This is a genomic window from Pseudomonas sp. IPO3774 (assembly GCF_013386835.1).
Lineage (GTDB): Bacteria > Pseudomonadota > Gammaproteobacteria > Pseudomonadales > Pseudomonadaceae > Aquipseudomonas.
Genome location: NZ_JACAQY010000045.1, coordinates 1 through 19,890 on the forward strand (window position 1 = coordinate 1; position 19,890 = coordinate 19,890).

The 19,890-nt window shown below is 61.0% G+C and carries 22 protein-coding genes; 4 read left to right on the forward strand and 18 right to left on the reverse strand.

Annotated features, from left to right (window positions below; all coding sequences use genetic code 11):
• Positions 1-145: 145 nt before the first annotated feature.
• Positions 146-928, reverse strand: a complete 783-nt coding sequence (locus tag HYE77_RS23370; RefSeq protein WP_003219204.1) for a class I SAM-dependent methyltransferase — start codon at positions 926-928, stop codon at positions 146-148.
• A gap of 96 nt (positions 929-1,024) precedes the next feature.
• On the opposite strand from HYE77_RS23370, the gene HYE77_RS23375 reads away from it, so the two are divergent.
• Positions 1,025-1,645: an energy transducer TonB gene (locus HYE77_RS23375; RefSeq protein ID WP_102368219.1), complete on the forward strand. Its 621-nt coding sequence runs from the start codon at positions 1,025-1,027 to the stop codon at positions 1,643-1,645.
• Between the two features lie 3 nt (positions 1,646-1,648).
• Here the strand turns inward: HYE77_RS23375 and HYE77_RS23380 are convergent, their stop codons facing one another.
• The 7 genes from HYE77_RS23380 to ppc form a co-directional block, all read right to left on the reverse strand.
• On the reverse strand, positions 1,649-2,347 hold the full coding sequence (locus tag HYE77_RS23380) for an extensin family protein (protein WP_087695213.1): 699 nt from the start codon (positions 2,345-2,347) through the stop codon (positions 1,649-1,651).
• Between the two features lie 3 nt (positions 2,348-2,350).
• Positions 2,351-3,178, reverse strand: coding sequence for an oxaloacetate decarboxylase (locus HYE77_RS23385; RefSeq protein ID WP_177069467.1), 828 nt, complete (start codon positions 3,176-3,178; stop codon positions 2,351-2,353).
• Positions 3,179-3,205: 27 nt separating this feature from the next.
• Positions 3,206-4,066 (reverse strand): DUF72 domain-containing protein, encoded by an 861-nt coding sequence (locus tag HYE77_RS23390; protein ID WP_003219211.1) that lies wholly within the window; start codon positions 4,064-4,066, stop codon positions 3,206-3,208.
• Complete coding sequence (locus tag HYE77_RS23395; RefSeq protein WP_003219213.1) at positions 4,066-4,377, reverse strand: hypothetical protein; 312 nt, start codon at positions 4,375-4,377, stop codon at positions 4,066-4,068. The genes HYE77_RS23390 and HYE77_RS23395 overlap by 1 nt, the downstream gene beginning before the upstream one ends.
• Before the next feature lie 160 nt (positions 4,378-4,537).
• Positions 4,538-5,224, reverse strand: a complete 687-nt coding sequence (gene tsaB, locus HYE77_RS23400; RefSeq protein ID WP_003219215.1) for a tRNA (adenosine(37)-N6)-threonylcarbamoyltransferase complex dimerization subunit type 1 TsaB — start codon at positions 5,222-5,224, stop codon at positions 4,538-4,540.
• 89 nt (positions 5,225-5,313) lie between these two features.
• A complete protein-coding gene (adk, locus tag HYE77_RS23405; RefSeq protein ID WP_008431098.1) occupies positions 5,314-5,961 on the reverse strand; it encodes an adenylate kinase in 648 nt (215 codons plus the stop codon).
• A 268-nt stretch (positions 5,962-6,229) separates the two neighbouring features.
• Complete coding sequence (ppc, locus tag HYE77_RS23410; protein WP_102368213.1) at positions 6,230-8,875, reverse strand: phosphoenolpyruvate carboxylase; 2,646 nt, start codon at positions 8,873-8,875, stop codon at positions 6,230-6,232.
• Positions 8,876-9,062: 187 nt separating this feature from the next.
• Between ppc and HYE77_RS23415 the strand changes: the two genes are divergently transcribed.
• The 3 genes from HYE77_RS23415 (at position 9,063) to HYE77_RS23425 (ending at position 10,961) form a co-directional block, all read left to right on the forward strand.
• The gene (locus HYE77_RS23415; protein ID WP_003219222.1) at positions 9,063-9,407 is read left to right on the forward strand and encodes a hypothetical protein; all 345 of its coding nucleotides are present in this window, start codon (positions 9,063-9,065) and stop codon (positions 9,405-9,407) included.
• Between the two features lie 284 nt (positions 9,408-9,691).
• Positions 9,692-10,120, forward strand: a complete 429-nt coding sequence (locus tag HYE77_RS23420; RefSeq protein ID WP_003219226.1) for a DUF4398 domain-containing protein — start codon at positions 9,692-9,694, stop codon at positions 10,118-10,120.
• A 55-nt stretch (positions 10,121-10,175) separates the two neighbouring features.
• On the forward strand, positions 10,176-10,961 hold the full coding sequence (locus tag HYE77_RS23425; RefSeq protein ID WP_003219227.1) for an OmpA family protein: 786 nt from the start codon (positions 10,176-10,178) through the stop codon (positions 10,959-10,961).
• Positions 10,962-10,989: 28 nt separating this feature from the next.
• On the opposite strand, the gene HYE77_RS23430 is transcribed toward HYE77_RS23425, so the two are convergent.
• From HYE77_RS23430 to HYE77_RS23475, 10 genes are all read right to left on the reverse strand, one after another.
• Positions 10,990-11,223: a hypothetical protein gene (locus tag HYE77_RS23430; protein ID WP_008431103.1), complete on the reverse strand. Its 234-nt coding sequence runs from the start codon at positions 11,221-11,223 to the stop codon at positions 10,990-10,992.
• A 209-nt stretch (positions 11,224-11,432) separates the two neighbouring features.
• Positions 11,433-11,687: a FlxA-like family protein gene (locus HYE77_RS23435; protein WP_003219231.1), complete on the reverse strand. Its 255-nt coding sequence runs from the start codon at positions 11,685-11,687 to the stop codon at positions 11,433-11,435.
• Positions 11,688-11,799: 112 nt separating this feature from the next.
• Positions 11,800-12,126 carry a hypothetical protein gene (locus tag HYE77_RS23440; RefSeq protein WP_003219233.1) on the reverse strand — a complete coding sequence of 109 codons (327 nt, stop codon included), beginning with the start codon at positions 12,124-12,126 and terminating at the stop codon, positions 11,800-11,802.
• On the reverse strand, positions 12,123-13,028 hold the full coding sequence (locus HYE77_RS23445; RefSeq protein WP_177069468.1) for an alpha/beta hydrolase: 906 nt from the start codon (positions 13,026-13,028) through the stop codon (positions 12,123-12,125). Before HYE77_RS23445 ends, HYE77_RS23440 begins: the two co-directional genes overlap by 4 nt.
• A gap of 172 nt (positions 13,029-13,200) precedes the next feature.
• Entirely contained in the window at positions 13,201-14,478 is a 1,278-nt protein-coding gene (locus tag HYE77_RS23450; RefSeq protein ID WP_003219237.1) for a flavohemoglobin expression-modulating QEGLA motif protein, read from the reverse strand.
• A gap of 21 nt (positions 14,479-14,499) precedes the next feature.
• Positions 14,500-15,048, reverse strand: a complete 549-nt coding sequence (locus tag HYE77_RS23455; protein ID WP_177069469.1) for a hypothetical protein — start codon at positions 15,046-15,048, stop codon at positions 14,500-14,502.
• A 16-nt stretch (positions 15,049-15,064) separates the two neighbouring features.
• A complete protein-coding gene (locus tag HYE77_RS23460; RefSeq protein ID WP_023659125.1) occupies positions 15,065-15,781 on the reverse strand; it encodes a TetR/AcrR family transcriptional regulator in 717 nt (238 codons plus the stop codon).
• A 152-nt stretch (positions 15,782-15,933) separates the two neighbouring features.
• Positions 15,934-17,436 (reverse strand): lysine--tRNA ligase, encoded by a 1,503-nt coding sequence (gene lysS, locus HYE77_RS23465; protein WP_003219243.1) that lies wholly within the window; start codon positions 17,434-17,436, stop codon positions 15,934-15,936.
• A 78-nt stretch (positions 17,437-17,514) separates the two neighbouring features.
• A protein-coding gene (gene prfB, locus HYE77_RS23470) for a peptide chain release factor 2 (RefSeq protein ID WP_096236834.1) occupies positions 17,515-18,610 on the reverse strand; the annotation gives its coding sequence in 2 pieces (ribosomal slippage) (positions 17,515-18,537 and positions 18,539-18,610; 1,095 coding nt in all).
• A gap of 247 nt (positions 18,611-18,857) precedes the next feature.
• Complete coding sequence (locus tag HYE77_RS23475) at positions 18,858-19,859, reverse strand: diguanylate cyclase (protein ID WP_003219248.1); 1,002 nt, start codon at positions 19,857-19,859, stop codon at positions 18,858-18,860.
• Positions 19,860-19,890 lie beyond the last annotated feature (31 nt).

The following is a 19,890-nucleotide window of genomic DNA, read 5'->3' on the forward strand; positions in this document are numbered from 1 at the left end:
GTGCGGGCATGCCGAGCCTAAGCGAGGCACCGAGTGGTGGGGCAAAGACCTTTTGGTTACTTTTGGGGCGTTTGCCAAAAGTGACCCGCTGTAAGAGCGGAACCCTAAGTGGCCGTTACCTAAATAACGGATATGTACCCAACCCTCAGGACTTCAGCGCCTTCTTAGGATAAATGTCATACCGACTGGATTTCCCATCCAACGCATGACTCGGCTTCACCCCCTCAATACAAGGCGCCTTACGCGGCCGCTTGACCACCACCCGATGACTGGCCAAAGCCAACGCCGCCGCCAACAACGCCGGCGCATCCGGATCATCCCCCACCAGCGGCCGAAACAACCTCATCTCCTTCTTCACCAACGCCGTCTTCTCCCGATGCGGAAACATCGGATCCAGATAAATCACCTGAGGCGGCTCCCCCTCCCAATCGCGCATCACCTCAATGGAGTTGCCCTTGAGCAACCTCATCCGCGCCACAATCGGCGCCACCTCAAAATCCTCTGCACCTCGCGCCAAGCCATCTTCCAGCAACGCCCCAATCAACGGCTGGCGTTCAATCAGGCTCATCTCGCAACCCAGGCTGGCCAACACAAATGCATCCTTTCCCAACCCAGCGGTAGCATCCAGCACCCTGGGCCGCACGCCCTGCGCCACACCCACCGCCTTGGCAATCATTTGCCCGCTGCCGCCGCCATACAGACGCCGGTGCGCCGCCCCACCCTCCACAAAATCCACCCGCACCGGCCCCGGCGCCTCAGGCCCCAGCTGTTGCAACTGCAGCCCCTGCTCCCCCACCTGCAAGGCAAAGTCCGCCTCATCCAGTTGCAAAGGCAACCCCAGCTGCTCGGCCCAGTGCTGGGCACGTGCCTGAAAACCTTCGGCCAAGGCCTCGACCCGAATGCGGCTGGCCGCTGGTTGTTCGCTCATCGGTGACTACGCTCAAAAATATTAAGGATCGGCAAAAAGCGGCCGATAAAAAAAAGGATCCGGCATTTTGCCAGAGCTGAGCGACGATCGAGAGAAATGTCAGACATTCCTTCGCTATTCACCGGTGTACTGCCGACCCACAACCACTTCGGCCTGCGCAATACCCAAGCGCTGGCCGGCGTCAGTCATGTGTGGCAGGACTTCTTCGCCCAGGCGTTGGCCGAACAGCTCGGCGACACGCCGGGCGCGCTCGCCAAGTCGGTGGCGAAACCTGTGGACCCGGCGGTAGAACCCAGCGAAGGCAGTGACCTGCTGTCGCAGATCGTCACCCAGCGCGCCTGTGATGTGACAGACACCGAGATCGCCCCGCCCGAACCGCTGTTCCTGCCTATCGCCGAATTCGAACTGGAACTGCTGCCACCGGCCCCGCCACCGTACCCGGCGGAAGAAGTGGTCGCCCAGCAAAAGCAGCAAAACTTCGAAAGCGCCTGGGTGCGCCCGATCGTCCTGGCCGCCGGCCAACCGCTGCCCGAACCGGGTCCGGCGCCGCAACCACGCCCGCTGCATTTGCCGATCGCCGAATTCGAACTGGACCTGCTGCCACCACCACCGCCACCGTTCCCGGCAGAAGAGCTGGTTGAGCAACAGAAAGCCCTGGATTTCGACAGCCGCTGGGCGCGTCCGCTGATCCTGCACAACCTGCGCCTGGCCGCCTGACCCTCAGCGACACACCCACCACCGACCCATGTCCAGATGAAAGTGATTACGGTGGGCGGCGTTGTAATCCGGGCTCAACACCACATTGAAATCCTTGCAGGCGCCGTCGCGCACTTGCCGCAGGAAGCGCGCACGCTCGCCGTCACCCGGCCAATCCTTGAGCACACTGATGGTGCGCCCGTCCGCCAGGCGAAACCCGGCGATATCCAACGCATTGGCCGACGCATGCTGGCTGAGTCGTCCGTTGGCGCGGTTGTAGATATTGCGACAGGCAAAGCTGCCCAGGTGATCGACCCGCGTCACTGCCTGGCCAAACACCGCCTGGGCCGCTGGTTGCAGGCTATGGCGCTCGAACAGGGCGAACGCCACGGCCAGCGGGCAACTGGCGAGAAAGCTGCTGCTCAAGCCGACATCAGCGCCTTGAACCCGCAATGTATTGCGCAGCGGGCAAGCCGCGTCGGCAGGGCTGTCCGCCTGATGGGCGACCCGCAGCCCGGAGGTCTTCAGCACTTGGTCACATAGGGCAGGATCATCCTGCAAACGCCCAAGCTTGAATCGGGTCAGCAGGTTCGGGCTTGCCCGCACGTCCAGCGGCGCCCACGGGTTCCACTCATCGGGCAGCGGCACCCAGCCCCGCCACACGCCAACCAACACACCACCTGCCAACACCAGCAGCACGCCCAGCACCTTGAAGAAACGCACGCCTCAGCCCTTGAACAGTTGATTGGCCTGGCTGAACGGCATCGAGCGCTCAGTGAAGGTAAACGTGCCCAACTCATGAACCTCCTGGGCCGCCCTGAAGAACTCGCCATAAGCCGCCAGGGCCATGGCCGAGCCGACGCTGATGCGCTTGACGCCCATCTCGCTCAACTGCGCCACGCTGAGTTTCAGGGCGCCTGACATCAAGATATTCACGGGCTTGGGTGCAACCGCCTTCACCACCGCCAATACTTCCTCGGCACTGCGCAGGGCCGGTGCATAGAGCACGTCGGCGCCAGCTTCGGCGTAGGCCTGCAGGCGGCGAATGGTGTCGGGCAAATCCAGCCGGCCATGCAGGAGGTTTTCTGCGCGGGCGGTCAGGGTGAAGGGGAATGGCAAACTGCGGGCAGCGGCGACTGCGGCTTCGACGCGCTCCACGGAAAGGTCAAAGGGATAGATCGGGTCGACGGCAATCCCGGTGGCGTCTTCGATGGAGCCACCGACAATCCCAGTCGCTGCCGCCCGCAGGATAGTCTTGGCGCAGCCTTCAGGGGTGTCACTGAAGCAGTTTTCCAGGTCGGCGGCGACGGGCAGCGAGGTCGCCTGGACGATCGCCCCGGCATTGCCCAAGGTGTCTTCCAGGGACAACGCACCTTCGGCATCCGGGCGGCCGAGGCTGAAGGCAAAGCCGGCGCTGGTGGTGGCCAGGGCTTCAAACCCCAGGCTGGCGAGCATTTTTGCGGAGCCGGCATCCCATGGATTGGGCATCACGAACGCGCGGTCACGCTCATGCAGGGCCTTGAAGGTTTCGGCGCGAAGGGTTTGGGCATCCATGACTGACTCCTGTCGGGAAAAGGAGCCTTAGAGTAACCCCAGTTGCTCCGCTGCGGGTTCTCGATGCAGGGTGGGCAATGCCGGCAAGCCGGGCAAGCGCAGCATCAATTTCTCATGAAAGCGCAAGGCCAGTTGGGCGGCCAGGCGGTTGTCGGAAGTGTGAAGAAACACGTAGGGCGTACGCCCCTCTTCGATCCAGCCGGCGACCTTTTCAATCCAGGGCACCAGGAACGGGTCATTGGCTTCCAACTCCGGATGGCCGATAAAGCGCACTTGCGGAAACTGCGTCAGCGCCGCCGGGCGAGGCGGCACCTTGGGCTTTTTCGATTGGGCGTGCAGCACGGCTGCCGAGGTGGAGGTGCAACTGAACAACGCACGCGGGTCCAGGCAGATGCGCTCGACACCGCGGTCGCGCAGCAAGCGGTTGAGACTGCGCTCGGCGTCGCCCTTGGCGAAAAATTCCGAGTGACGCACCTCCACCGCCAACGGTCGCTCCAGCCCGTCGATAAACCCGGCCAACTCACCCAGGCGCTGCGGGGTAAAACTGGCCGGCAGCTGCAGCCACAACGGCGAAATACGCTCGCCCAACGGGCTCATCAACCCCAGGAAACTTTCCGCCGCCGGCAACTGCTCGATCAGGTTGCCGCTGTGGCTGATATCCCCCGGAAACTTGGCCGTGAAGCGAAAATGCTCGGGCATGATTTCAGCCCAGCGCTGCACGGTAGCGACGGAAGGACGGGCGTAGAACGTGGTGTTGCCCTCGACGGCGTTGAAGACCTGGGAATACAGGGCAAGGTAATCGCTGGAGCGGGCGTCGGCGGGATACAGGTATTCGCGCCAGGCGTTTTCACTCCAGGACGGACAACCGAGGTAGTAAGGCAACAGCATCAGATATGGATATCGAGGCCCAGCACTTCCATATCCCATTCGACAAAGCCGGCAGTGGTCAGGTAGCTGGCCAGGGCATTGGCGACGTTTTTGCTCATGGAGCGCGGGAAGATCATGTCTTGCTGGCGGGCAGGAACGCCGCTGGTACGTGCACCGCCGGAACCCTGGGAACGGGTTGAAACAGCAGTGTTGTCAGACTGGATTTCAACAAAGTCGGGCGAGTCTTCGACGGAGTCGTCTACCGTCACGTTCGCCTTGCGAGGCTTGCGCTTGAGGGGGTAGGACTGTGATGAAAAGCCGTCTATGCGCATACATGCGAACTCGGTATCGGTGATGGCATTTTAGTGGCGCTTTCCATGGCGCGCAAATGCTCTGGTGATAACTAGAACACATAATTGGTAAAAGGTTTAAAAGCGCGGGCAAATTCTGACGATTGGCTATTTTTGTCTGAAATTGCCCGCACTTTTGACGTCAAATAATCCCGCGTTCAGCCTTGGTCTGCGCCACTTTATCCCGCAGGTACACGGGCGCCGCCTGGTCCGCCGGAATCGCCTCGCCTCGCTCCCAGGCAAAGCGTGCCAGGGCCAGCAGGTCTTCGGCGTGGGGCAGCATCCCGGCATCCTGGCCGGCAAGCGTCACCCCAATGCGCTCGCCGTAGCCCCAGCCGGTGCCGGCACCGAACCAGTCGCCGCTGGCATCAGCCGGCAAGGCCGCCGTTTCAGGCGACAGCACAGCTTCAGCCCCCACCAGGCGCATCTCGCCAGCGGTTTCGCGGTAGCAGCCCCAATACACTTCATCCATGCGCGCATCGATGGCCGCCGCGACCTGGTTGGCGCCGTGTTCGCGAAATGCCCGCTGCGCCAGCACCGCCAGGTTGGACACCGGCAACACCGGACGCTCCAGCGCAAATGCCAGGCCCTGGACCACACCGATAGCGATGCGCACGCCGGTGAACGCGCCCGGGCCACGCCCGAATGCGATGGCGTCCACTGCCGACAAGGTGGTGCCCGCGTCCAGCAGCAATTGCTTGATCATCGGCAACAGCTTCTGCGCGTGCAGGCGCGGGATCACCTCGTAGTGGCTCGTAACCTTGCCATCGTGCAGCAGGGCAACGGAGCAAGCTTCAGTCGCGGTGTCCAGGGCCAGCAAGGTGCTCATCGGTGTATGCATCCACGTTGAAAAAAAGTGCGTCAGTATAAACAACAACGGCCCGCAAGCGGGCCGTTGTCAATCAAGCGGATGAACGATCAGATCAGCGCTTCCAGTACTTTGCCAGTGATGGCTTCAACCGAACCCACACCTTCGATGTGGCTGTACTTCGGCTTGCCCTGGGCGGCCGATAGTTTCTGGTAGAAGTCCACCAGCGGCTTGGTCTGGGAATGGTAGACCGACAGGCGATGACGCACGGTCTCTTCGGTGTCGTCCTTACGCTGCACCAGGTCTTCGCCGGTGACATCGTCCTTGCCCGCGACTTTCGGCGGGTTGTAGACGATGTGGTAGACGCGGCCCGAGGCCTCGTGAACACGACGACCGGCAATACGCTGCACGATCTCTTCGTCTTCAACGGCGATTTCCACCACGTTGTCCAGCTCGACGCCGGCCTTCACCAGGGCTTCAGCCTGGGGAATGGTGCGCGGGAAGCCATCGAACAGGAAACCGTTCTTGCAGTCGTCCTGGCTGATGCGTTCCTTGACCAGGTTGATGATCAGGTCATCGGAGACCAGGCCGCCGCTGTCCATCACGCTCTTGGCGATCAGGCCCAGCTCGGTGCCGGCCTTGACGGCCGCACGCAGCATGTCGCCGGTGGAGATTTGTGGAATGCCGAATTTTTCAGTGATGAACTTTGCCTGAGTACCTTTACCGGCCCCGGGAGCTCCCAGCAGAATGACGCGCATCGATGTGCTCCTCAATTTTTTATAGAGATGACGCTCGGATTCGCCGCGTGGGGCCAATCTCGGAAATTTTGGGTCCAGGCCGCACAAACGGCCAAAGGCTGATCAAGATACACAGCAGGCCCAAACCACACAAGCCGCCGAAAGTAGGAGAAACCCGCGCCGCGCTGGCTTTACAAGCAGGTACAACCCTGACAGCAAAACGCCGGTCGCCAATTTTACGGCGACCGGCGCGGGGTATCTGCAAGCTATTGAGAACACGCCATAAATGTCAGCCGGTGTTGCGCAAACCAGCGGCAATACCGGCCACAGACACCAGCAGCGCCTGTTCCAGAGGGCTGTCCTGTGCCGCTTCCTGTTGTCGCGATCGGGCCAGCAATTCGGCCTGCAGCAGGTGCAACGGGTCCAGGTAGGTGTTGCGCAGGCGGATGAACTCCAGCGTATCGGGGCTGTGGGCCAGCAGCTGAGACTGGCCAGTCAGGCCAAGCACCACACTGCACGCCTGCGACAATAGGTCGCGTAAGTGCGCGCCCAATGGCAGCAGATCGGGCTGCACCAATCGCTCGTCATACAGCCGGGCGATGTCGGCGTCGGCCTTGGCCAGCACCATTTCCAGCATATCGATGCGCGTACGGAAGAACGGCCACTGCTCGCGCATCTGCCCCAGCAACTCGCCTTCGCCCCGCTCCAGGGCATTGTTCAACGCCGCTTCCCAGCCGAGCCAGGCGGGCAGCATCAGGCGGGTCTGGGTCCAGCCGAAGATCCACGGGATCGCCCGCAGGCTTTCAATGCCACCAGCCCGGCGCTTGGCCGGACGACTGCCCAGGGGCAAGCGACCCAACTCCTGCTCCGGCGTGGACTGGCGGAAATACTCGACGAACTGCGGATTTTCCCGCACCACGGCGCGGTAAGCGCTGACACCGTCGGCGGCCAATTCGTCCATCAGGTGGCGCCACGCCGGTTCCGGTGGTGGCGGTGGCAGCAAGGTTGCCTCCAGCACCGCCGCCAGATACAGGTTGAGGTTCTGCTCGGCGATGTCCGGCAGGCCGAACTTGAAGCGGATCATCTCGCCTTGCTCAGTGGTGCGGAAACGCCCCGCCACCGACCCCGGAGGCTGCGACAGAATCGCCGCGTGAGCCGGGCCGCCGCCGCGGCCTACAGTGCCGCCACGACCGTGGAACAGCAGCAGTTCGACTTGTTGTTCGCGGCAGATTTCCACCAGCCGTTCCTGGGCCCGGTATTGCGCCCAGGCGGCGGCGGTAGTGCCCGCGTCCTTGGCCGAATCCGAGTAGCCGATCATTACTTCCTGCGGGCCTTGCAGACGGGCGCGATAACCCGGCAACAGCAGCAGTTTCTCGATCACCGGGCCTGCGTTGTCCAGGTCAGCCAGAGTCTCGAACAACGGCACCACACGCATCGGCCGTTGTACGCCGGACTCCTTGAGCAGCAGTTGCACGGCCAACACGTCCGACGCGGCGCCGGCCATGGAGATGACGTAGGAACCCAGGGACGCAGCCGGTGCGGCAGCGATTTCCTTACAGGTGTTCAGCACTTCGGCGGTGTCTGCCGAAGGCTTGAAGTAGCCTGGCAACAGGGGTCGACGGTTGGCCAGTTCCTTCATCAGGAAGCTGATGCGCGCCTCTTCGTCCCAATCCTCGTACCGGCCAAGGCCCAGGTAGTCGGTGATTTCGGTCATGGCCGCGCAGTGGCGGGTGGAGTCCTGGCGTACGTCGAGGCGCACCAGGAACAGCCCGAACGTGACCGCCCGACGCAAGCAATCCAGCAGCGGGCCGTCGGCAATCACGCCCATGCCGCAGCTATGCAGCGACTCGTAGCACAGTTGCAAAGGCTCGAGCAGGTCGCGGTTATTTTGCAGCACATCGGCGGGCGCCGGCGTGGTGCTGGTCAACGAGGTGTGGGCCCATTGGCGTGTGGCGCGCAGCCGCTCACGCAATTGCTTGAGCAACGCCCGGTAAGGTTCGACGCTGTCACCCACCTTGGCCTGCAATGCCGGGCTGGCCTGTTGCATCGACAGTTCGGAGGCGAGGTGGTCGATGTCGCGCAAGTACAGGTCAGCCGCCATCCAGCGCGCCAGCAACAGCACTTCGCGGGTGACCGGGGCGGTGACGTTGGGGTTGCCGTCGCGGTCGCCGCCCATCCAGGAAGCGAAGCGAATCGGCGCGGCCTCCAGAGGCAGGCGCAGGCCGGTAGCCGCGTGCAAGGCGTGATCGGCCTTGCGCAAATAATTCGGGATGGCGTGCCACAACGAATGCTCGATCACCGCAAAGCCCCACTTGGCTTCGTCTACCGGCGTGGGCCGGGTGCGGCGAATTTCTTCGGTGTGCCAGGCTTCGGCGATCAGGCGTTGCAGGCGATTGCGGATCTGCTCGCGCTCGGCGGTGGTGAGGTCGCGGTGATCCTGCAGGGCCAGTTGTGCGGCGATGGCGTCGTATTTCTGGATCAGGGTGCGGCGGGCGACTTCGGTGGGGTGAGCGGTGAGCACCAGTTCGATTTCCAGCCGGCCCAACTGGCGCGCCAGGGATTCGCTGCTGTGGCCTTCACTCTGCAGGCGCGCCAGCAGTTCCGGCAGCACCCGCGACTCGAACGGCGCCGGGGTTGATTCATCACGGCGATGGATCAACTGATACTGTTCGGCGATGTTGGCCAGGTTGAGAAACTGGTTGAAGGCCCGCGCCACCGGCAGCAGTTCGTCTTCCTTGAGTTGATTGAGGCTGGCACTCAGCTCTTCGCCGGCCACCTGCTCCGAGGCTGCGCCACGGCGGTCGGCCTTGGCGCCTTTACGGATCTGCTCGATCTTGTCGAGGAATTCATCGCCGTACTGTTCTCGAATCGTGTTGCCCAACAGTTCACCCAGCAGGTGAACATCCTCACGCAAACGTGCATCGATATCGCTCATCAGCCAATCTCCAGCAGAAAATCCGGGACGCTTTGATCTTCAAGAGTGCCGCCCACGGCGACGTCTTACAAGGAACTTTAAACCTTGTGAGTTGCAGCTAGTCTCAACAGTAAGCCGCAGCGTTATCCGCGCTGGCCGGCTGGTCACTCATCATCGCCCGCCGACCGCGGGCTCCATTGAGGTTGCCATGAAAATCCGAGAACTGGCCCAGCATTGGGAAGAAAACGCCAAGGGTCGCCTGACCAAAACCGAATACGCCATCCATCTGGACGTGGAAGCCGCCGCCAGGCTGGCGGCGATCTCCGAGATGTACCCCAAACGCCATACCGAAGAACTGCTCGGCGAGTTGATTGGCGCAGCCCTCGAAGAGCTGGAAGCGAGCTTTCCCTACATCAAGGGCAAGCAGGTGATTGCCACCGATGAGGAAGGCGATCCGCTGTATGAGGATGTCGGCCCAACCCCACGGTTTCTCAGCCTGTCACGGCGTTACCTGCACGATTTGTCAGCTCAGTCCGACAAGCAGAAACACTAGTAAACCTGCGCCTCAAAACCCTTGACCTCCCGTATTCAGGGCCTCCCACAGGCCCTGGATACCACTGCGCCATGCAAAAGTTCCAACTTTTAAACGCTGACCGTTCAGTCAAATATTTTTTTAGGCAAATCGCCATCTTCGCTGAACTATTCAAAAAAGCCTCCGGTCACAGCCAGTAAGCCATCACTTGGAACAGCCGTTTGAATAGGCGTCCTGAGCTAACCGCCGGGCCCCGCAGACACTGCAAGCCGGAGATGGATTTGATGTTTTTCAGGAGTTACCTAATGGAGTTGAAGACGATGAAGACCAGCACTGCCAAAACCTCGTTTAACCACCTGCGCGGGCTTAAATTGGCCGCGCTGGCAATCGGCACCAGCTTCGTACTGGCTGGCTGCGCCGGCAACCCGCCGACCGAGCAATACGCTGTTACCCAATCTGCGGTGAACAGCGCTGTCAGCGCCGGCGGTACCGAGTTCGCAGCCGTGGAGATGAAGTCTGCCCAGGACAAACTGAAGCAAGCTGAAATCGCCATGCACGACAAGAACTACGACGAAGCCCGTCGCCTGGCCGAACAGTCCGAGTGGGACGCTCGCGTAGCAGAGCGTAAAGCCCAGGCTGCCAAGGCCGAACAGGCTGTGAAGGATTCCCAGAAAGCTGTTCAGGAGCTGCGTCAGGAAGGCATGCGCCCGGCTGTGATCCAGCCGCAACAATAAGCCGCCGCCCCTGATTGCATTGCACCCGAAACCGAATTGAAAGGACGACACGACTATGCGTAAACAATTGATGATCCCTGCCCTGCTGGCGATGAGCGTTGCTCTGGCGGCTTGCTCCACCCCGCCGAACCAGAACCTGGAAAACGCTCGGACCAACTTCTCGGCCCTGCAAGCCAACCCGCAAGCTACCAAGGTAGCAGCGCTGGAAACCAAAGACGCCAGCGACTGGCTGGACAAGGCTGACAAGGCCTACCGCGACAAGGAAGACCAGAAGAAGGTCGACCAACTGGCCTACCTGACCAACCAGCGCGTTGAAGTGGCCAAGGACACCATCGTCCTGCGTGAGTCCGAAGCCAAGCTGAAAAACGCCGGTGACGAACGTGCCCGCGCCTTGCTGCAGGCCCGTGACGCGCAGATCAAGCAACTGCAAGACAGCTTGAACGCCAAGCAGACTGATCGCGGCACACTGGTGACCTTTGGTGACGTGCTGTTCGCCACCAACAAGTCGGACCTCAAGTCCAGCGGCCTGGTGAACATCACCAAGCTGGCGCAGTTCCTGCGCGATAACCCGGACCGTAAAGTGATCGTCGAAGGCTACACCGACAGCACCGGTTCCGACTCGTACAACCAGAGCCTGTCCGAGCGCCGCGCCGCTTCGGTACAGCGCGCACTGGCCAACCAGGGTGTGGATATCTCGCGCATCGTGACCCAGGGCTATGGCAAGGAATACCCGGTTGCCGATAACGGCAGCGTTTCGGGCCGCGCCATGAACCGCCGCGTTGAAGTGACCATCTCCAACGACAACCAGCCGGTCAAGCCACGTTCTTCGATGGCCAACTGATCGATTGATGCTGGAAAAAAAACCCACGTTACTGTGGGTTTTTTTTCGGGTCGTCGAACCGGACAGGTCGGTTGGGATCCTCGGCTGGTAGCTCTATCTTCCCGCCGTAGCCATGTTCCGACAGCTTGTCGAGCAAGTGCTTGAGCTTATGATCCTCGGCGTCGAGCATTTCCAGCTTCTCGTGCCCCCTGAGCATGTTCACCATGTTGCTTATTGCAGCAATATCTATCGCCACCTTCTCGCCCCGACTCGTGTAAATCACATCGCTTCTGTGGTGCGTTACGCAATACGGTTCCAGATATTTCCATCATCAACTACGACTTCACCGGAGGGCCCAGCCCGCACACCACGCCGCCCGCTCCGTCGCTGGATGATCGTTTGAGGCTGCATGAAAAATCCCGCCAAATGGCGGGATTCTTTTATTTGCAGGCCAGGAATCAAGAGGTCCCAGTGCGCTTCAAGAGCATCGGGTCAGTAGCTTACTGGCGCCGAGTTATCCTGCTCCGGAGCCGCCTGCCCTTTGAGTTGGGCCAGCTCCGCCTCGAGCCTCTTGAGCCTTTCCTCAAGGCTTTCTTCGCCCTGCGCGCCCTGTGCACCACCGCCTCCTTGGGCGATCTGGTTCTTCAACTTCTGAATCTCTTGTTCCAATTGCTGAAGTCGCGAATCACCTCCCCCCGCACCGGCAGTGAATGGGGAAGACGAGTTGTTTACGCGAGGAATGTCCATTCAAGTGACTCCAAATTAAGTATCCGAGATAACCGATCCAGCGCTGCTGGCCAGTACGGAATCTGTGGTAATCCACTTAAAATGGTTCCAGACCTTTCCCACTTGACTCGCGCTACTGCTCCAATTGCGGCGTTTCCTGCCCCATGCAACGCACTGCCTGCTTCTTGCTGTTGACCAGTACGCCGGTCAGCCCTTTCTGTTCGGTATCAAACAGCACCAGCACGCCATCAACGCATTGCGCCACCTGGGCGGCCGGGGTCAGGGAGATTTTGTAGTCCTCGCCCGGCACGGTCTTGAGCATGGTGAAGTCGCTGAGCAGCAACGCATCCTCGGGCTTGGCGAAGTGCAAATAGCCGTAGTACCACAGGCAGCCAACGGTACCGATGATGGTGCCGATGCCGGTGAGGATCAGGGGGATCATGTTGCGTTCTTCGCTCATTGCGGGTTCTCTGCGTTGGAGTTCGGGGCCGCCGGGTAATTGGGGATTTCCCCCAGGCGGCGCAGCCCGTTGAAATGCTGGGGGTCGTCCAGGTAGCGCAGCATCACGGTTTGCCAGGTCTTGTCGGCAAAGGTTTGCACGTGGCCACCCCGGGTCAGTTGCAGCACCCGCGGTGGCGGCGCAGTCTGATACAGGCGAATGCCGTTGGAGAGCGGCACGATCGGGTCGTCCAGGCTATGGAACAACAATTTCGGCACGCCGGTCAGCCGGGGCATGGCGTTGATCGCACTGTCGCCGTCCGGCACCAGCCACGACAACGGCACCTGGAACGGCCATGTTAGCCAGGAGGTGCTGAGGGCGAATTGTCCTACGTCACGATAACTGGCCGGCACACCGTCCAGTACCAGCGCCTTGAGCTGCGGCTGACGTTCGGGATGTTCCGCCAGGTAGTGCACCACTAACGCGCCGCCCAGGCTTTGGCCGAGCACGATCAACGGCTGGCCCTGGGTTTCGGGGGCGCTGTCGATCCACTTGAAGGCAGCGTCGATGTCCTGGTAAACCGCTGGCAGCGAAGGTTCGCCTTCGGACAACCCGTAGCCGCGATAGTCCACCAACAGCACTTGATAGCCCTGCTCCGGCAGCCACCAGCTGCCGCCGAGGTGCCAGGCGAGATTGCCGCCGTTGCCGTGCAGGTGCAGCACCGTGCCCTTGAGCGGCACGCCAGCCTTGGCCGGCAGCCACCAGGCGTGGAGCTTCAGACCATCGGCGGTGGTCAATGTGACGTCACGGTATTGCAGGCGAGCCTTTTCCGGGGTGAACGGCATGCCGCGCTCCGGATAGAACAATAAGGAGCTGCAGCCGTTAAGGGTCAGTAGCAGGCAAAGAATGCCGAGGATTCTCATCCGTTGAAGCCTCGTGAATGGGTTGGGAACGATCCTGAAGACCTATGGAGATCAAGGTGGGAGCGGGCTTGCTCGCGAATGCGGTGATTCAGTAACCACATCTGTTGCTGATACACCGCATTCGCGAGCAAGCCCGCTCCCACATTTTGACTGAGTTCCTTCAGAGATATCGTTAAAGGATATTGGAGTAATCCGCCTCGATCCGGTCCAGGCTCAAATGGTTGAGGAAGTTGGAGAAACACATCCACGCCGCCAACGCATTCATGTCGCGGAACTGATCCGGCAGGTATTTGGGTGGCACCACCAGGCCTTCGTCCACCAGTTGGCGCAGGGTACGCATGTCTTCCAGGGTGGTCTTGCCGCAGAACAACAACGGCACTTGCTCCAGCTTGCCTTTGCGCACGGCCAACTGAATGTAGTTGTAAACCATGATAAAGCCCTTGAGGTAGGACAAATCCTTGGTAAACGGCAGACCCGTAGGCGTCGACCCACGGAAAACCCGGCTCGCGTTGCCGTAGCTTTCCGCCATCTCAAAGCCCTGCTCACGGAAGAACTCGAACACCTGCAGGAAGTCGGCTCCCTGCTCCACCATATGGATGGCGCGAGTGCGGTTGGTCAGCTTGCGCAGGCGGCTGGGGTAGGAGGCGAAGGTGATGATTTCCATCAGGATCGCCAGGCCTTCCTGGGTCACGGTCGACGAGGGCGGGCCCTTGGACAGGAAGGTGCAGATCGGCTGGTTTTGCCCATTGAGGGTGGTGCCCACGTGCACCAGGCCTTCATGGACCTCCAGGGCGCGCACGTCGCGGTCGTTGAACATCGCGTCGGCGCGGATCTTGATGTAGTCGGCACCTGCCGCCGCATCCGCCACGATACCGTCGGACTCGAACACCCGGATGGTTTCCTCGGCCTCGCCGAATACCTTGTTCAGGCGGCTCTGCAGCAGGTTGACGGCGTCCTTGGCGGTCAGGGTCTTGGCTTCGTCCTTGAGGTCGCCACGGCCATCGATATTGTTCAGGTAGTCCGACATCATCAGGCCGAGGTCGGCCAGGGTCGGGTCACCGGCATGGAACGCATCGGAAGCGGCGCCATACAGCTCCTGGGAGATCAGGCCGAAATCCTCGGTGCCCCGCGCTTCGAGCATGCGCACCACCATGCGGTACTCCTTGCACATGCGCCGCATGATCTGCCCGACCGGGTTGAACTGGCCAAGCTGGCGGGTGATGTCACGCTCGATGTTCTGGAACTCCAGCTTCACCGCGCTGGAATCGAACGACAGCGGCCGGGTCAGGTAGTAGTCGCGGTCCACCGCCGGCATTTCCTTGCCCTTGGCCTTGAGGAATCCCTGGCGAATATTCTCGTCCCACTTCACGGCGTCGAGGACGCGAATCGGTGTTTGCGCCAGCACAATGCGATCGGACAAGGCGCGTATCGTCTGCTGGTAATCGTCCACCCGGTACTTCCTCTTTAAACGTTATTTGCCTGCACGCTGGTAGCGCACGGCTTCGACGAACACATCGGCATTGGCCGGATCATCCAGGTACGCAAATACCCGGGCCATGGAACTGTCGATCAACACACCGGCACCCTCGACGGTTTCGACGGTGCTGCCACTGAGGACCTTCTGGCCGACCGCCTGGTGGACCTGATCCAGATCGAGGTTGTAGACCACCAGCTCGTGCTCATCATTCAATTCGAACCCGGCGAGGATGAAATGCCCGCCGAACCTGGCCGGCAATGGCGCCGACAGATACCAGCGGCTGCCATGCCGGGAAACCGTGAACAGGTATTCATCCCGCTGGCCCGGCTTGGCCTTAGGGTAGCTCACGGCTTTGTAGCGGTGCTTACCGACGCGGCTGATTTGCAGGTTGAGCGGCTCACCCCAGGCGTTTTTGCTGGCCCATTTGCCAAGCAGACCATCAGGCGCCGCCTCGCTGGCGGGCAACGGGTCCTTGAAGGTCACCAGGCAACCGCTGAGCAACAGGAACGACAAGGCGATCACGACGACGCGCCAGGCTTTCATTGGACAATCCCCTGTGTCAGACCGAAGCCAACACCAAATGCATGTAACGCTTGAGGATCTCAAGCATTTCTTCGCTGGTCAGAGGCTCTGCGCCGCCCAGCAGGCCCTGATATTCCATCCGACCGATAATCGCCGTCAACACTTTGGCATCCTGTTGCGGCTCGCGGGAACCCAATACCTGGAAAAACTGGCAAGTGCCCTGCAGCAGGATTTGCTGGTGGGAGCGCACCAGCTCGGCCAGGCGCGGGTTCAGCAGCGCTTCCTGGCGAAACGCCTGCTCGGCCATCAGGTGCTCACGGCGGTTGAGCAATTGGCGTTGCACGTAATCGGCGGTCAGGCGCGCGATGTCATCGGCCAGTTGCGAGCGCGACTGCGGGCTGCCGTCGCCATAAGCCACCATCTCGCGCAGCAGGCCTTCGTTACGCACCCACAACTTGCCCATGAACGCGGCGCTGCGCTCCACATATTGGGCGAAGGTGTCGGTGAGCAGGTCGTCGATGTCCTTGAAGTAATAGGTGGTGGCCGACAACGGCACACCGGCTTCCGCCGCCACCGCACGGTGACGCACGGCACGCACGCCTTCGCGTACCACGATGCGCATCGCTGCATCGAGAATGTCCTGCCTGCGCTGCTCACTGCCCCGGCGACTGGCCTTGCGGCCCTGGTACTGAACACTTTCAGCCACGGCAGCGGCAATGCCGGCGGCACCCTTTTGAGCCATTACGCGGTTCACGACGGATCTTCCTCCACAGTGTGACGCGGAGCGTCACGGGCTGCGTTCCCACGCGGAGCGTGGGAACGATCACCTGGCGCTGTTTACTTGACGCTTATAAACGCCACATAAAAAAGCCGCCTTATAAAAGGCGGCTTCGGATTTCGCTACGGTTACGCTTGTGGCCGCATGTGCGGGAACAAGATCACGTCACGGATCGACGGCGAGTTGGTCAACAACATCACCAACCGGTCGATGCCGATACCTTCACCGGCGGTAGGCGGCATGCCGTATTCCAGGGCGCGTACGAAGTCGGCGTCGTAGTGCATCGCCTCGTCGTCGCCAGCGTCCTTGTCGGCCACCTGGGCCATGAAGCGCTCGGCCTGGTCTTCGGCATCGTTCAGCTCGGAGTAGGCGTTGGCGATTTCACGGCCGCCGATGAACAGCTCGAAACGGTCGGTGACGTTCGGGTTGTCATCGTTGCGACGGGCCAGCGGCGACACTTCGAACGGGTACTGGGTAATGAAGTGCGGCTGCTCCAGCTTGTGCTCCACCAGCTCTTCGAAAATCATCACCTGCAATTTGCCCAGGCCTTCGAAGCCCAGCACCTTGGCGCCGGCTTTCTTGGCGATGGCGCGGGCCTTGTCGATGTCGTTCAGGTCATCGGCGGTCAGCTCAGGGTTGTACTTGAGGATCGAATCGAACACCGACAGGCGCACGAATGGCTCGCCGAAGTGGAACACCTTGTCGCCGTACGGCACGTCGGTGGTGCCCAGGACCAGTTGCGCCAGTTCGCGGAACAGTTCCTCGGTCAGGTCCATGTTGTCTTCGTAGTCGGCGTAGGCCTGGTAGAACTCCAACATGGTGAATTCAGGGTTGTGACGAGTCGAAACGCCTTCGTTACGGAAGTTGCGGTTGATCTCGAACACTTTTTCGAAGCCGCCAACAACAAGCCGCTTGAGGTACAGCTCAGGCGCAATACGCAGGAACATTTCCATGTCCAGCGCGTTGTGGTGGGTTTCGAACGGCTTGGCTGCGGCACCACCCGGGATGGTTTGCAGCATCGGCGTTTCAACTTCGAGGAAGTCGCGCTTCATCAGGAAGCTGCGGATGTGCGCAATAACCTGCGAACGCACGCGGAAGGTCTGGCGCACTTCTTCGTTGACGATCAGGTCAACGTAGCGCTGGCGATAGCGCTGCTCGGTGTCGGTCAGGCCGTGGTGCTTGTCCGGCAGCGGGCGCAGGGATTTGGTCAGCAGGCGCACGCTGGTCATTTCAACGTACAGGTCACCCTTGCCGGAACGGGCCAGGGTGCCTTCGGCGGCAATGATGTCGCCCATGTCCCAGGTTTTCACCGAGGCCAGGGTTTCTTCGGACAGGGTTTTACGGTTGACGTAGACCTGGATGCGACCGGTCATATCCTGGATCACCATGAACGAGCCACGGTTGAGCATGATGCGACCGGCAACCTTGACCGGGATTGCAGCCTCTGCCAGCTCTTCCTTGGTCTTGTCCGCGTACTGTTTCTGCAAGGCATCGCAGTAGTTTTCGCGGCGGAAGTCGTTCGGGAAGGCATTGCCCTTGGCGCGCTCGGCAGCAAGCTTTTCCTTGCGCAGGGCGATCAGGGAGTTTTCTTCCTGTTGCAGGGCTTGCGGGTCGAGTTGTTGGTCGCTCATGTCTTTAAATTTTCCATCAGGTTCGTTGTCCCCGGCCTGCGGCCGGGGATCGCCGGCAAGCCGGCTCCTACAAGGGAGTTACAGGCCAGATTTCAGGCTGGCTTCCAGGTATTCGTCGATATCACCGTCGAGCACCTTGTCGCAGTCGCTGCGTTCGATGTTGGTACGCAGATCCTTGATCCGCGACGCGTCGAGCACATACGAGCGGATCTGGTGACCCCAGCCGATATCCGACTTGGTGTCTTCCAGCGCCTGGGACGCGGCGTTGCGTTTCTGCATTTCCTGCTCGTACAACTTGGCCCGCAGCATTTTCATGGCGGTGTCCTTGTTCGCGTGCTGGGAACGTTCGTTCTGGCAGCTCACCACGGTATTGGTCGGTACGTGGGTAATACGTACGGCCGAGTCGGTGGTGTTTACGTGCTGGCCACCGGCACCGGAGGAACGGTAGGTGTCGATCCGCAGGTCTGCCGGGTTGATCTCGATTTCCACCTTGTCGTCGATCTCTGGCGAGACGAAAACGGCGGAGAACGACGTGTGGCGACGGTTGCCGGAGTCGAACGGGCTCTTGCGCACCAGGCGGTGTACGCCGATCTCGGTCCGCAGCCAGCCAAAGGCGTATTCGCCCTTGATGTGCACGGTCGCGCCCTTGATGCCGGCGACTTCACCGGCCGACAGTTCCATGATGGTCGCGTCGAAACCGCGTTTGTCGGCCCAGCGCAGGTACATGCGCAACAGGATGTTGGCCCAGTCCTGTGCTTCGGTGCCGCCGGAACCGGCCTGGATGTCCAGGTAGGCGTTGTTCGGGTCCATTTCATGGCTGAACATGCGGCGGAATTCGAGTTTGGCGAGGTTTTCCTCGAGACGGGCCAGCTCGGCGACGACATCGCCCACTGCGCCTTCGTCGTTTTCTTCGACGGCCATGTCCAGCAGGTCGCGGCAATCGCCCAGACCGGTGTTCAATTCGTCGAGGGTGTCGACGATCTGCGCCAGCGCAGCGCGCTCGCGGCCCAGTTCCTGGGCATATTCAGGTTTGTTCCAGACAGCCGGATCTTCAAGCTCGCGATTGACTTCGGTCAGACGCTCATGCTTTTGATCGTAGTCAAAGATACCCCCGAATAGTTTCGGAGCGCTCGGACAGGTCCTTGATGGTGTTAAGGATCGGGTTGATTTCCATGGCGGGCAGCACTCGTTGGCGAACTTTTGAAAGCCGACGAGTATAACGACAAACGGCTGATAACGGCAGTCCGCTTGGCCGAAAAGGCGGGGATATGCACCATCCAGACAGCGATGAAGATCAAATGTGGGAGCGGGCTTGCTCGCGAATGCGGTGGTTCAGTCGCCAGATGCATTGACTGACACACCGCATTCGCGAGCAAGCCCGCTCCCACATTAGGTCTGCGACATCCCGCAGACCGTATTCCCTACTCGATCCCCACCTGATTGCGCCCATTGTGCTTGGCCAGGTACAAGCCCTTGTCCGCCGCCGAGATCAATTGCCGGCAATCGGTGCCCTGCACCGGGGTCATGGTCGCCAAGCCAATACTGATGGTCAGGCTCGCCCCTTCTGCCGGGGCAATGTGCGGAATTTTCAGGCTAGCCACCGCCTGGCGCAGCTTCTCGGCCACCAGCCGTGCCCCACCCGGCGAGGTATTGGGCAGCACCAGGGCAAACTCTTCACCGCCATAACGCGCCGGCAAATCCGAAGGACGGCTGCTGGCATCACGAATGGTCGCCGCCACCTTGCGCAACGCCTCGTCGCCTTCCAGGTGGCCGAAACTGTCGTTGTAGGTCTTGAAGAAGTCCACGTCGATCATCAGCAGCGACAGTTGGGTCTGGTCACGCATGGCGCGGCGCCATTCCAGTTCCAGGTATTCGTCGAAATGCCGGCGATTGGACAGCCCGGTCAGGCCGTCGGAGTTCATCAGCCGTTGCAGCACCAGGTTGGTGTCCAGCAACTGCTGTTGGCTGACCCGCAGCGCCCGGTAGGCCGCGTCCCGTTGCAACAGGGTCATGTAGGAGCGCGAGTGATAGCGGATGCGCGCCACCAGTTCGATGTTATCCGGCAGCTTGACCAGGTAATCGTTGGCCCCGGCAGCAAACGCCGCGCTCTTGATCAGCGGGTCTTCCTTGGTGGAAAGCACGATGATCGGGATGTTCTGCGTCGCCGGGTGATTGCGGTATTCGCGCACCAGGGTCAGGCCATCGAGACCCGGCATCACCAGGTCCTGCAGGATCACCGTCGGCTTGATACGGATCGCCTGGGCAATGGCCTGGTGCGGGTCGGCGCAAAAGTGGAAGTCGATATTGTCTTCATGGGCCAGGCCCCGGCGTACGGCCTCGCCGATCATCGCCTGGTCGTCGACGAGCAGCACCATGGCGGCGTTTTCGTCGGTCTTGAAGTCGTCGAGCTGCAAATCATTCATTTACGGTCACCTGAATTACTACCTGCAGGCC